12 protein-coding genes and 1 tRNA gene are annotated in these 13,122 nt (G+C 61.3%); 8 read left to right on the plus strand and 5 right to left on the minus strand.

Going from position 1 to position 13,122, the window contains the following annotated elements:
* The first annotated feature begins 30 nt into the window (after positions 1-30).
* The 5 genes from OP10G_RS17990 to OP10G_RS18010 all read left to right on the plus strand — a co-directional run bounded on the left by OP10G_RS17990 (position 31) and on the right by OP10G_RS18010 (position 6,128).
* Positions 31-966, plus strand: coding sequence for a hypothetical protein (locus tag OP10G_RS17990; RefSeq protein WP_025229051.1), 936 nt, complete (start codon positions 31-33; stop codon positions 964-966).
* Positions 963-1,862, plus strand: a complete 900-nt coding sequence (locus OP10G_RS17995) for a hypothetical protein (protein WP_025229050.1) — start codon at positions 963-965, stop codon at positions 1,860-1,862. The genes OP10G_RS17990 and OP10G_RS17995 overlap by 4 nt, the downstream gene beginning before the upstream one ends.
* 49 nt (positions 1,863-1,911) lie before the next feature.
* Positions 1,912-3,999, plus strand: a complete 2,088-nt coding sequence (gene mnmG / locus OP10G_RS18000; protein WP_084179482.1) for a tRNA uridine-5-carboxymethylaminomethyl(34) synthesis enzyme MnmG — start codon at positions 1,912-1,914, stop codon at positions 3,997-3,999.
* A 345-nt stretch (positions 4,000-4,344) separates the two neighbouring features.
* Entirely contained in the window at positions 4,345-5,202 is an 858-nt protein-coding gene (locus tag OP10G_RS26995) for a hypothetical protein (RefSeq protein ID WP_038473336.1), read from the plus strand.
* Between the two features lie 35 nt (positions 5,203-5,237).
* A complete protein-coding gene (locus tag OP10G_RS18010) occupies positions 5,238-6,128 on the plus strand; it encodes a glycosyltransferase (protein ID WP_025229047.1) in 891 nt (296 codons plus the stop codon).
* A gap of 278 nt (positions 6,129-6,406) precedes the next feature.
* Here the strand turns inward: OP10G_RS18010 and OP10G_RS18015 are convergent, their stop codons facing one another.
* Positions 6,407-7,519, minus strand: coding sequence for a glycosyltransferase family 4 protein (locus OP10G_RS18015; protein ID WP_025229046.1), 1,113 nt, complete (start codon positions 7,517-7,519; stop codon positions 6,407-6,409).
* Positions 7,520-7,521: 2 nt separating this feature from the next.
* Entirely contained in the window at positions 7,522-8,163 is a 642-nt protein-coding gene (locus tag OP10G_RS18020) for a hypothetical protein (protein WP_025229045.1), read from the minus strand.
* Positions 8,164-8,260: 97 nt separating this feature from the next.
* On the opposite strand from OP10G_RS18020, the gene OP10G_RS18025 reads away from it, so the two are divergent.
* The gene (locus OP10G_RS18025; RefSeq protein ID WP_025229044.1) at positions 8,261-9,322 is read left to right on the plus strand and encodes a BMP family lipoprotein; all 1,062 of its coding nucleotides are present in this window, start codon (positions 8,261-8,263) and stop codon (positions 9,320-9,322) included.
* Positions 9,323-9,483: 161 nt separating this feature from the next.
* Here OP10G_RS18025 and OP10G_RS18030 read toward each other — a convergent pair.
* Positions 9,484-9,559, minus strand: a tRNA-Val gene (locus OP10G_RS18030).
* An 81-nt stretch (positions 9,560-9,640) separates the two neighbouring features.
* Between OP10G_RS18030 and OP10G_RS24970 the strand changes: the two genes are divergently transcribed.
* Positions 9,641-11,254, plus strand: a complete 1,614-nt coding sequence (locus OP10G_RS24970) for an N-acetylmuramoyl-L-alanine amidase (RefSeq protein ID WP_025229043.1) — start codon at positions 9,641-9,643, stop codon at positions 11,252-11,254.
* A 31-nt stretch (positions 11,255-11,285) separates the two neighbouring features.
* Positions 11,286-11,894: a GerMN domain-containing protein gene (locus OP10G_RS24975; RefSeq protein ID WP_025229042.1), complete on the plus strand. Its 609-nt coding sequence runs from the start codon at positions 11,286-11,288 to the stop codon at positions 11,892-11,894.
* Here the strand turns inward: OP10G_RS24975 and OP10G_RS25960 are convergent.
* Together OP10G_RS25960 and OP10G_RS18045 are read right to left on the minus strand one after the other, a co-directional pair.
* Entirely contained in the window at positions 11,809-12,525 is a 717-nt protein-coding gene (locus OP10G_RS25960; RefSeq protein WP_025229041.1) for a M50 family metallopeptidase, read from the minus strand. The genes OP10G_RS24975 and OP10G_RS25960 overlap by 86 nt on opposite strands.
* The gene (locus OP10G_RS18045) at positions 12,506-13,114 is read right to left on the minus strand and encodes a phosphatase PAP2 family protein (protein WP_025229040.1); all 609 of its coding nucleotides are present in this window, start codon (positions 13,112-13,114) and stop codon (positions 12,506-12,508) included. The genes OP10G_RS25960 and OP10G_RS18045 overlap by 20 nt, the downstream gene beginning before the upstream one ends.
* Positions 13,115-13,122: the final 8 nt, after the last annotated feature.

A 13,122-nucleotide genomic window follows, 5' to 3' on the forward strand; every position in this document is an offset into this window, starting at 1 on the left:
CGCCGGCGTAGACCGAGCGCTTTGAGAAACATGAAGCGAATGTTATCGGGGTTCGGGCTTGCGGTCCTCACGCTCGCGGCGCTACCGATATTGCCGGACTTCCTCACAATCGCACTCCGGATTTTCACGTGCTTGGCGGTTGCGGCCTATCTCTTGCTGACCTACTTGGCCTACGTTCCATCACGGGTAACCGTGGGTCTCCTCCGATTCTTCGCCCTAATAGCTGGAGTAGGCTTCGCTTGCGAGCTGATGTTAGTCGCTAAGCATCTGGACCTACCGGAGATCGCGCTGGCATCCGCTTTCGCGGGCGGCGCCATCGTAGCCGCCGTCGGCCCCTTTGTGGCTCTTTCCTTGCGAAGAAAGCTCTACTTTGCTTTCATCGTATGGCTGTGGCTCGTAATTGCCCTTCTCGCCAGTACCTTGTCCCAGTTATGGGCGAGCTCCCTAGGAACGTGGGCGGTTCTCCTAATCCCGATCGCCGCGCGATTGAGGTGGGAGTTGGCACACTGGGAAAAAACGGGACAATCCGTATTGGTTCACGAGCTCGAGCAAAGCCGAACTACTTCCTGGCAAATCTTGGCGGAATTAAGATTTCACTCACGTGAGAAAGCGGTCGCTGCCTGGGAAGAGCGACAATTCTGCGCCGGCTTGGTCGAAATGAGAAAGCGGGAGGCCACCTCCGCCGAGCGATACGAGGAGTTGATCCGCCTCTGTCGCGCCTATCCAAGGGTTCCGCTTGCATGGCGCCTCGCCTATTCGGCCGCGATTAGTCGCGGAGATCATTTGCTGGCCTCCGAGCTTTTGGTGTCATGTGAGGAGCTGGGGCAGCGCGAGGTGTTGGATACTTTCAACACCTCAACGCCGGAAGCTCCTTGGCTCACCTGGAGACAAGGGGACAAGCGGTTCGAACGAGCCCAAGACGACTTAGCTTCCATCGGTCTCTCGCTTGGGACCGCCGGCCCATGACCCTCCGAAAGTCCGCCCTGGCGGTGGGGCTCCTCCTCGTCGTGGTGACGCCGTTCTTGCCGCCCGGATACGCGGAGGCCGTGCAAGTGCTGGCGGCAATCGCGCTTATCTTCCACCTCGTGGTGATTGGCATAGCAAGGATCCCCACTCCGCGGATCATCGCGGGTTTACGGATCTTATGCGCGTTAGCGGCCGTGCTATTTGCCGCTATGGCCATGAACCCGCCCCTGGCCAATGACCGCGAGAGAATATATCTTGGCTGCCGGGCACTTGGTTTGGCGATCATCGCCGTTGGCCCTTGGATTCCGAAGGGTCCTAGGATTTGGCTTTACTACGGGGCCATTCTTGTCTGGGTGGCGTCGGGGCTTGACACTGCGATTCTTGCCGGAAAAGGGACCCTGATGGAGTACGCCACGCTCGTTATCTATCCCCTCATCCTTATCCACGGCATTTCCAACTGGGCGAACACCGGCGTTTCATTCGTTAGCCGAGAACTGGAGGTTACGAAGCGTAAGGCTCGGAAACTGCTAAAAAGGCTCGACGAGAACGTGTCGTTCGGTGAAGTGCCGCAACGCGAAAAGCTCGTGGTGGCGTTACGAGCTCTGGCTGGCGCCTCCTTATCGGAGCAGGAAAGATATGACCGCCTGCTGCAGCTATGCGCCGAGAATTCGAAGAGCGCTCTGGCTTGGCGATTGGCCTTTGCCGCGGCATGGCATCGAAACGACCACAACCGCGTAAGGCAACTAACGCTGGAGCTGGAAAAGGCCGATATGGCCACCGAGATCGGCCTCTCCTCAAATGTTAACGATCTGCGAGCCCAACTTCAGACCGCTGACGAGCGCACCGAAACCTGGCTTCGAGAGGACAAGCTCTTCGCCGAGCTGCACGGCGCCTAAGAGCCAGCCCGGCCTAGTGCAGCGTCTCGTCGATCTCAGGTCAGCGTAGATGCCTCCCGAAGCGTTGGAACAACGCGTCGTCGGGAGGCTAAGCGCCTTCCCGACGATCATCACTGCACCTGGTCCCTTTAGTGATGATGATCGTCGGCCCACCCAACCGACCATCCTAAACCAGCCTCGAAGAGGCGACCGCACCCATGCCGGAGGCGTCACAATACGGGGAGTGACCGAATTTGACGTCGTGGTGGTTGGCGCCGGCCATGCTGGGATCGAGGCGGCCCTGGCGTCCGCCCGGATGGGGCTGCGGACGGCCTGCATCACCATGCGGCTCGACCGGGTCGGCCATCTCCCCTGCAACTGCTCCATTGGCGGCCCGGCGAAGGGGCACATGGCGAGGGAAGTCGATGCCCTCGGCGGACAAATGGGGGTCACCACCGACTACGCGCTGACCCATATCCGCCGCGTCGGCACCGGTAAGGGACCGGCCGTTCAAACCGTTCGGGCGCACGTCTGCAAGTCGCTCTATCCACGATTGATGCAGCAGGTCATGGCCCAGCAGCCGAACCTCACGATGATCGCCGGAGTGGTTCTGCGCGTCCTCGAATCCAATGGCCGCGTGGTCGGCGTCCAGCTTGGCGAAACTACGATCTCTGCCAAGGCCGTCGTCCTCACCACGGGCACGTTCCTCAACGGACTCTGCCACGAGGGACGGAACAAGACCCATGCCGCGCGCCAGGGCGATGCGCCGAGCGTCGACTTATCCACCTTCTTGCGCGACCTGGGGGTGAACCTTCGCCGTTTTAAGACAGGAACGACTCCGCGAATCCGCCTCTCCAGCATCGACTTCTCCAAGACCCCTGCCCTCGACAGCGAGCCCGAGGCTGGACCGGTCTCGTTCCTGCACGACCGCACCTTTCCCGAACGCCCGTTGCTCCCCTGCTGGCAAACCCGCACCTCGGCCGAAACTCATGAGCTGATCCAGGCCAACCTGCACGAGAGCGCCATGTACGCTGGCGAAATTGAAGGGATCGGGCCGCGCTATTGCCCAAGCATCGAAGACAAGATCGTCCGCTTCGCGGACAAGGAGTCGCACCCGATCTTCCTCGAGCAAGAAGAATGGGATTCCGAGTCGGTGTACGTCCAAGGCGTATCGACCTCTTTGCCCGCCGAGATCCAGATCAAGCTCTTGCGAACGGTTTCGGGACTGGCCGACGTGGAGATGCTTCGTCCCGGCTACGCCGTCGAGTACGACATGGCCGACCCGCTTCAGCTCACGCCGCACCTCATGAGCAAGCTCCTGCCCGGTCTCTTCCTGGCCGGCCAGCTCAACGGAACGAGCGGATACGAGGAAGCGGCGGGGCAGGGAATCGTCGCCGGCATCAACGCGGCCCGATTCGCCTCCGATGAAGAACCGGTCGACTTCCACCGAAACGAGAGCTTCATCGGAGTCATGGTCGACGACCTCGTAACAAAGGGGGTGGAGGACCCGTACCGGATGCTGACCGCCCGCGCGGAGCACCGCCTTCTGCTTCGGCACGACAACGCCGATGCCCGCCTGACCCCCCTCGGCCGGTCCGTCGGCCTTGTTTCAGACGCCCGGTGGGAGCGGCTCCTCTCGAAGCAGGAAGCCATCGCTCGAGGGCGGGCATCCCTGGAAGGAACCTACGCTTTGCCTATTCACAACGACGTTCTCGGCGAATACGACACCTCGCCGGTGGACGGAAGGGTCTCGTTGTTCGACCTCCTGAAGCGGCCGGAGCTGAGTCTGGACGCCATCGTGGGAATCGCAAACCGCTGCGACCTTCCGATCCATGAGGTGCTGTTAAGCGGACGAGGCGCCTTGGGCGAGCAGGTGCGAGAGCAGATCGCGCTGTCCGGCATGTACGACGGGTACATCCAACGCCAAGAGCGTTTGGCCGGGCAGCACCGGCGGCTTGACGCCATGCGCATCCCCGCGTCGTTCGACTACACCACGCTCGGCGGACTCAGCTACGAAAGCCGGGAGAAACTCGGCCGAGTCCAGCCGGCGACGGTGGGGCAGGCATCCAGAATTCCGGGAGTGCGTCCCGCCGATGTTGCGCTACTGATCGGGCACCTGAAAGCTTCCGGTCGTCGGCCGACGTCGGTGCTAAGATGATGCGATAGCTTCGGAGGATTCCCCCAATGCGTCGGCTACTTTTTTTTCGTCCTTCTCGGGATCGCGGTCATCGGGTGCGGAGGCGGTAGCTCCAATCTCAGCCCCGGAGGCTCACCGACGACTCGGACGCGGGAAGCAGTCAAGCAGTCTTACATTCGAGCCCTCTTTAGCGCGGCCCAGTCCGGCGCATTCGGCGCCGGCGGAGGAACGGGTGGGTCGACGGGAAGCGGCACGACCGGCAGTACTACCGGCGGCGGAGGTTTCGGCTTCCCGATTATCGGCGGCTTCATCCACCAGTTCGTTCCCGTTCCGGGACGTGGCGCGACCAGTCCCCGGCAGTCGTTTTTGGAGCACCGCCTCGCGATCAGCCGGGTTGGGACCACTGGCAGTGGCACCGATGGCGGAGGCACGGCCGACGGAGCCACGAATGGCATGGGGTCGTCGACCGGATCGACCGCCGGTACGAGCACCGGCGGAACCGGCGGTGGGGGCTGGAACGACTTCTATTTCGATGACTACCTTGGCCTGTGGGTGCAAACGGAGTCCACGGACACGTCGTTCACCCAGCACCTCTACGCCGATGAGGCGAAAACGGAGCCGGCCGGTCTGTTCCAGACCAATTTCCCCTCCGGCTGGAACGTTTTCCCCTACCAATTCAGCTCGAGCTTTGCGATCACGCGAGGCAATTTCACCGGCGCTCGCGGCATGTACGTGACGACCGTCACCAGCGACGTAAAAGGAAGCTCCTCGTACGAAAACGTCTGGCCTGGCTACGGCTCGGATAAGGGAACCTCGTCGTGGAATGGCAGCTCCAGCGCTTGGAGCAGCGAAGCTAACGACACAACGGGCGCATGGTGGAAAGGCGGCGGCCAATACTTCGACGATGGCCACGGCTCCAGTTCGTATGAGGACTCGCTCGGGTTCAAAGCTTCGTTCGTCTACAACGCCGACGGCAGCGGCAGCGCGAGAATGGAAGGCCCCGTCACCGGCTTGCCTGCCACCATCACCTGGACTGCATCCGGCCACACGCGCATCGTCTACGCGGACGGCACGGTGGAAGAGTGGGACGCCGGCGGATTCTTCGGCGGAGGTGGAGAGGGCGGAACAACCGGCGCAGGTACTGACGGCGGCAACACCGGCGGTGGCTCAACCGGCGGCACCGGCAATGTCACCACCGGTGGCGCCCCCAACAAAGTGAAATAGCTTCGAAAGCTGAGCCCGCTGGTACCATTCGTTCAATGGCCCGCGTGACCGTAGCCTTGGCTGTCTATAACGGTTCGGCCACCATCGCGCAAGCGCTCGACGCCGTTTTTGCTCAGACGTATCGGGACTTCGACGTCCTTGTGCTCGACGACGGCAGCACCGACAACACCACGGAAATCGTGGCCAAATACGATTGCCGGCTGATCCAAGTCGAGAATGCCGGCCTCGGCGCGGGCCGTAAGCGTTTAGTCGAGGAAGCGGCCGGCGAGCTCGTCGCGTTCGTAGATCACGATGATTTTTGGCTCCCCGAAAAGCTAGAAAAACAGGTGCGACTCATCGACGAGACCGGCGCATCGCTCGTGCACGCTGACGGTTGGTACGTCTACGAGGACGGCCGCGAGGTCGCCCGGGATCTCCGGCTTCCGGCCGATGCCCGCTCGTTCGATCACATTCTGCCTAGCAACGTCGTCATCGCCAGCACCGCCGTGTTTAGCCGTAAGGCGATGCTAGATGCCGGAAACTTCGTCGCAGACACCGTCCGCTGCTCCGATTGGTATGGCTGGTTGATCCTGGCCCCGGGCCGCACGTTCGCGCACCTTCCGGAGAAGCTGGTGAGGTACTCCGTTCTCTCCACCTCTTTGGCCAACGCCGGCTACCGGTTTCACGCCGCCCAGCACTACTTACTCACTCACCACATCCTCCCGCGCCGTCAAGAGTTGTTCGGAGCTCTCCCCGCCGATGCCCGTGCGCGTTACACGAAGATGGTGGTCCGAGATATCGGCGTGGCCCTCAGCAACATGGCAAAGCACAAACTCGCCCAAGGCGACCGTCAAGAATCCCGCCGCCTAGCCCGAGAAGCCCTCCGCCACGCCCCCGACGTCGCCCGCGTCTGGACCCGAGCGATAAAGACGTTCTTACCTCGCTAATCCCCATCCCGATGGACCGCTGGTCTCCAGACCGGCCCTTCCGGACAGCAAACGCACGTACCCCACATCCGGAACGACCGCGAAGCTCCGGCGAGATCGTCACCGAATGCACCTCTTGCGGGCCCGTTGCCTGGGATTATGGTCATTCACAAATTGGGTTTACGTCTGTCTTGCCCGTAGCCCGGGGATAAATCCCCGGGCTACGGGCAATGGAAGAAAGTCAGCGTATTTCGCTTAACAAGCACCATCCAATGGACGAAATAGACTGTCGGTGACCATTAACGAGAGCACGCCGAAGCCACCACTCCCCGGTAAGCACTGAGCAACCGCTCCCCGTGCCCCTCTCCATCGACCAGCCCCAGGCCCGAGGCACCGGGAACAGCCGCACCTTCGACAAGAGCGGATTCGAGGGACGTCGCCGCACGGCGAGAGTCGTCGACCGGGAAGAACCACGCCCCCGGAACGCCGAAGCCCGACCGAAGCGCTGGAATATCGCTGAGAACGAGCCGGCACCCGCACAACGCCGCCTCCGCGACCGAAAGGCCAAACCCCTCGCGAAGACTGGCGTGCAGCAAAACTTTGGAGCGGCGGAGGAGCGTCGAGACCTCCTCCGGGCTTTTAACACCTAAAAACTCAATCCCTGCACTCGGGGAAACAGCGCCGAGCGCCTCCTCCTCCCCTGTCGCCCCGATCCACGCGAAACGTGCATTCGGACGGGTTTGCCGTAGCCGCGCCAAGGCCTCGGCGATGAGCTTCGGGTTCTTCATGGGCACAGGACGGCCGACGACCGCCACATCGATGTCCCGCCCTCCCGATTCGGCCGGCAAAAAGAAGGCATCATGGATCGGGTTCGGCAAGTATTGGACGTGGCTGGCCGCCCCACCGAAGATCTGCTTCATGTGCTCCCCAACCGCCGGCGACACCGCGAAGAACCCTTTGGACTCCGCAATCGCCTCCCGGATCATCCGGAACTGTAGGCGGCGTTTTGGCTTATAGGACCATCTCCACTTGGTCCATCGCTCCCCCCATGTATGGGCGGTGAAGAAGAGTGGAATATCCAGCGCTCGGGTTAGCAAGAGCGCCTGAGGGAGGATCGTGATGTTATGGCAGTGCAGCAGATCCGCTCGATGCTCCCGAAGAAACGCCACCGATTCGGGAATAACCACCTCGGCTGAACGTCGCGCCTCGCGAGGAGACAAATCGTGCCCGTGGAAGGCGCGCCAAGGCGCGCCCACCGAATCCTCGTACCCGCAAGGGTCATAGGCGACCAGAAAGGATGTGTGGTGCCCGTGGGCAGCCAAATAGCGGAGCTCGCTCTCGCTAACGCGATCACCACCCGAGCCGGTAAGGCACGGGTGGTAGTGGGCTACCGAGAGCGGCTGGCCGCCCAAAGTTAATCGCCGACTTCCGCCACTTCGGCGACGTCGGAGAAGTCCGGCGCATCGACCGGCTCATCGATCTCGATTGGCTTGGCGCTCGCGCGAGTCGTTCGCTTCTTGGGTCCGACTCCCATCTCGATGCCGACCGCGCCTTCGGTGAAGCTAGCCTTGATCTTGATGCGGCGGCTGACCTCGCCGTTGGAGATGGTGTTCCAGTTCGCACGGTCCAGGGCCCACTGCCAACCGATGTCGGTCGGGCTGTAGGAGAACTCGACCCCTTCCTGAAGGATGTCGCTGAGGACCGCCTTGAGGTCGTCCCGGCTCTCGAGAAGGTTCTCGCCGGCGGTGAGGTTCGGCATCAAGCCGACGGTCACCGTGACCGGCTCCTCTTCGACGGTCGACTTCGCCGCCCGCTTAGGGGTGCTATGCTCGATCGCCTCGTTCACCATATTGATCTGGCTGACCATGGCGCGGGTAAGCCGCTCGTAGTCGTCCGGCCAAACATACTGCTCACCTTCGTACAGCGCGATGGCGTGGCGACCGGTTAGCGAAAGCGCCGTCGCGATGAGCGCGGCGTCCGCCGGTGCCAGCTTGGAGTGGGTTTTCTTAATCTGGTCCAGTGCGCTCTCGAGCTTGGTGAGTTGAATCGTGATCAAATCTTGCGGTCTCCTAGGGTGGGGGGCAGGGGCGCGCTAAGTCCTTGACAGACCGTGCGCCATAATCGCACAGTTTACCTCTTAGGAGACTTCCAACTTGAAGATCGGACATATCGGCATTCTGGCGACGGCACTATTCCTTTTCGGCTGCGGCGACACCGGCAGCAAGACTCAAGACACGACCACCGGCGGTACCACGGGCGCCACTACATCGGCGGGTGAGAAGCTCAAGGTCGGCGTAGTCTTCGACAGCGGCGGACGAGGCGACAAGTCGTTTAACGACAGCGCCTACGCCGGCATCGAACGCTCTCAGAAAGAGCTCGGGATCGAAGAGAGCCATATCGACACGAAGAACGCCAAGGATTACGAGACGAATCTTGGAGCCCTCGCCGATCAAGGTTGCAAGCTGATCTTTGCGGTTGGCATCACCCAGGCCGACGCCCTCAAGGCCGTCGCTCCGAAGTACCCGGATGTGAAGTTCGCACTGATCGACGGCGACGTCAAAGCCGACAACGTCCGCTGCCTAACTTTTGCCGAAGAGCAGGGAAGCTTCCTCGCCGGCTACGCGGCCGGACTGGCCACCAAAACGAACAAGCTCGGCTTTGTCGGTGGAATGAAGTTCCCGCTCATCAAGAAATTCGAAGTCGGATACATCGCGGGCGCCAAGACCGCCAACCCGCAGGTCGAAGTGTTGCCTGCCCGATACACGAATAGCTGGGACGACGTCGGACTTGGCAAAGCCGCCGCCAAGGTCCTGTTCGATGGCGGCGCCGACATCGTTTACCACGCCGCCGGCCGATGCGGACTAGGCGTTCTCGGCGCTGCCAAAGATGCCGATAAGCTCGCCATCGGCGTCGACGGAAACCAGGACGACGTCCAGCCGGGCCACGTCCTCACCTCGATGATCAAACGTGTCGACACCGCCGTTTACGACACGGTGAAAGAAGTCGAAGCCGGCAAGTTCACCCCCGGCGCCAAGCGCTACGATCTCGCCGCCGGCGGCGTCGGCCTCACCGACTTCAAATACACCAAAGCCCGAATCGGCGAAGCCAACCTCAAAAAGATCGACCAAGTCTCCAAGATGATCGTAAACGGCGAAATCAAAGTCCCCGCCACCGAGGAAGAGCTGGCGACGTTCAAGCCCCCAACGATCAAGTAGCTTCCGAAAGCCCCTTCTCCCTTCTCGGGATAAGGTAGTTGCCCGCCATCATCTCCTGCATGGGTAGGAGATGATGGCGGGATCTTTGCGCTCCACCAAGCATAAATACGGGATTGGAACTCCGAATTCGGTAAACCCTCGTAAGCTGACTTTAAGAGGGATGGTGGGCGGTGAGGGACTCGAACCCCCGACAGCCTCGGTGTAAACGAGGTGCTCTACCAACTGAGCTAACCGCCCGACACAGATTATGGACCGGTCTTTACAAAACCGAGCCCACCTGATTATGCGATGAGGGATACACTGTACGCAACGCTGAGGATGAAGCGCTCTCCGATCGCCCTGCTGCCATGGATGGTATTAGCAACGGCGGCCTACGGTCAGACCCGTTCCGCCGACGTTCTGTACACCCATTTCGACGACATCCCGACTCATGCCCTTCGAGTCGGCGATGAGGCGTTCGTGGCGGTCGACGACGTCAGCCGCTGGGGTTGGAAGACGACCGCGTGGGCGGATATGGTCGACGTCAAGGCCGAAGACAAGAAAGTCTCGGTTCCGTTTCGCGTCTTCAACGGCCGCCAGATGTTCCCTTTACGCGCAGCGGTTAAGAAACTCGGCGGCGAGAGCGAATGGGTGGGCAATACCGACACGCTTTGGGTTTACGGGAAACTGAGCTCCATCAGCGTGAAAGAAGGGAAGCTTCATATCGAATCTTCGATCCGCTTTCATCCCCGGACCACCATGCTTCTGAATCCTTCGCGCTTGGTCTTGGACCTCGAAGGGGTTCGGCTCGACCCGAAGACGGTGCTCGACTTGGATCCGACGGCGCGGGTAGTGCAGTACAAGCCGAACGTGGCCCGGCTTATCGTCGAGACGTCGGATTTCGTCGACCTCGACAAACTGAACGGCCCGGAGACGGCGGACCTGGAGCTCGAGTATGCGACGCCTAAGAAGACGCCTCCCGCGGAGCCGTCTCAAGAGGGCTCGCCGGCGACCGACGTGAAGACGCAGCCGCCCGCGACGCCACCCGTCATCAAACCGGCGGGAATCCTCGACGTACAAGTCGACTCGGAAACCGGCAGCGAACTTAAACTGCGGTTCGCGGTTCAGCCGCTCGGCGAGCCGGTGTTCCGCAAGCCGAGTCCCACTTCGCTTGAGGTCGTCTTGCCCGGCATCGCCGTGACGCTCCCGGCCGACTTCAAGGTTGCTAGTTCCAGCATCACCTCCATCTCGGTTCGTTCAGCCCCCGAAGGAACGATCGTGACCCTTGGGTTGGCCCGCGCGATGGGTGCTCAGATTTACTTCAACGCGGAAGGGGTGTTCCTGCAGTTGTCGAAGCCGAACGTAGGAGATGGACGGCTGGCAGGCAAGCTGATCGTGGTGGATCCCGGACACGGGGGACACGATAACGGGGCCAATTCGGGGGGCGTGTTCGAGAAAAATCTCAACCTTTCGATCGGCAAGCTGATCGCGGCGGAGTTGGCGAAGGCCGGCGCCACCGTCATCATGACCCGGAAAACGGACGTCTTCATCCCGCTCAACACGCGAGCTCAGATCGCGGAACAGAACCACGCGGACCTGTTTATCTCTAACCACATCAACTCTACCGGCGGTTCGGGCAGCCAATCGGGCGGGATCACTTTCCACCACCTCGGCCGGCCCGTCTCTCGCCTCCTCGGCGAGTGCATTCAGGCGGAGCTTGCCAAGGTCGGTGGGATTCCGAACCTTGGCACCTGGAGCGACGGAAAGATCTACCGCAGCGGATTCGCGGTGCTACGCCAGACGAACATGCCGGGCGTGCTTCTGGAGCTGGGTTTCATCAACCATCCGCGCGATCGGAAGCGGCTCGTTTCGGAAGAATTTCAACGCGGCGTCGCAGCCGCCGTAGTACGTGGTATCAAGGTGTTTCTAGGCGATGCCAAAAAGAACGACTAACTCTCCCTCCGGCCGAGCAGTCACAACAATTATGTTGGTCGCGGCTCTCGGTGTTATTGGTTTTGCCGCTTACGTGAAAATGGCCCCCGGGGCAAGTCACGTTCCGGAGCCGTTGCGGCGTCCGGCGATCGAGTCGCCCGTCGGCAACCTGCCTTCGTCGCCTCGTCGTCACAGCGCCGGTCCGGATGTGAAGGTGGATTCCCATACGGATCCGGACCTCAAGGTTCCGGCCGTTCAGGGAAACGACGTCAAGCTCGCCCACTCGGCTGGAAAGGTGCCGGACGGGGTCAAGCCGATGGTGTTTCTGGCCAACGCAACCTTGGAGTCTCTGAAGATTGAGAAGGCGAAGGCGTTGGGGGTCGAGATTAAAGATCGGAATGCGCTCGTCGACTTCAACCCCGAGCTTGAGAAGGGATATGGAAGCACGGAAGAGGGGCAGCTCATCAAAGCGCTTCAGATGGCGCTCGGGCAGTTCCCGGACATCGACACGTTCCAGATCGTGATCGACGGGAAGACGATCGACTCCCTGGGTCAGATCGATCTTTCGGAGCCGATCAGCGTGATTCGGCCGGACGGGACGGAGGCGAAGCCGCCGTCGACCAAGCCCGACGAAGACCCAGCGTCACGAGCGCCAAACTAAAGAGGCACCAGAGAACGGCCCACGCCATCGCGGGGATGTGGGTCTGATTCTCCAGGATTTTGGCATCGCTTACCCGCTCGGTAAGGGCGCTGATCTGTAGCAGCTCGTACAGAGAATGCACGGCATTCAGGCACTGCTGGATACCGATAAACTGCGCGACGAAAAGAATCGTAGGGCCCTTGGCGTAGCTGGAAGCATAGAACAGCGCCGCCACCCAGGCGAAGCCAGAAAGAATTCCCGCCAGATCGCCGCGTACCCAAAGGATCATGACGAACGCCAAAACGACGGCGAGAGCGCGCAACGTCACCTTTGCCGATTTCTCGTTCCGGCCCACCTGCATGATGATGGCGCCGATAATCGCGGCTCCGATGTAGCCGGCGGACGCGGCGAGAAACCAGTTGCCGCCGCTGATATTCGTCACCCCGCTGCCGTCGGCGTACACGTTGATCGTCGATACGTGTCCGCCGGTAGCGGTGGCCACGAGGGCGTGCGACAGCTCATGGAAATGCGTGTTTAGATACTGGAGAGGGAGCATCAGAAGATGCAGCCCCGGCACCGCCCAGAGCACGAGAGACGTGAGGGTCGCGGCGATGATCGCTACTTGGTGCGGCTTAAGCGGGTTCGATTTCATGGTCGAGCTTACGGGCAGCTTCTTCTTTCTGGCCGTCTTCCACTTCTAATACGGAACCGCGTTTCCTTTGGATTAACTCCCAGCCCTTTGTGACCAATAATCCTGCTACGACCCCGCAAGTCCAGCCCAATAGCACCTGGTATGGGTAGTGAACGCCGTTATAGACCCGTGACAGGCCGGTAATCAGCGCCACCAAAACCCAGGGGAAGCCCCACCAACCGAGGTGGTAGACGAAGACGAAGGCGACTACCGCCATATTCGCGCTGTGCGCGGAGGCGGTGCCGGCGCTGGCCGACCAACCTCCCCGGAGAACCATATCCGTGCCGGCGATCTCCTGAAATGGGCGGTGCATCGGCAGGCCGTGCTTGAAAAGATCGGTGAACCCGTTAGCGATGAGGAACCCGAGGAGAGCTTGCGCGCCCGCCCGCCTGGTTCTACCGGGCTTTGCGATGAGCGCGATCACCAACGCGCCCAGGACGAGTTTGACCCAGAGCAGGCTCGTGGCCTCGCTGAAGAACCGCATGGTGGGCGCGAGCGACTCCGGCCAGCCGTTGATGGCGTGGAATAGCTGGCGGTTCAGGTCGGCCATGATTTGAG

Source organism: Fimbriimonas ginsengisoli Gsoil 348 (genome assembly GCF_000724625.1).
In the GTDB taxonomy this organism is placed as follows: domain Bacteria; phylum Armatimonadota; class Fimbriimonadia; order Fimbriimonadales; family Fimbriimonadaceae; genus Fimbriimonas; species Fimbriimonas ginsengisoli.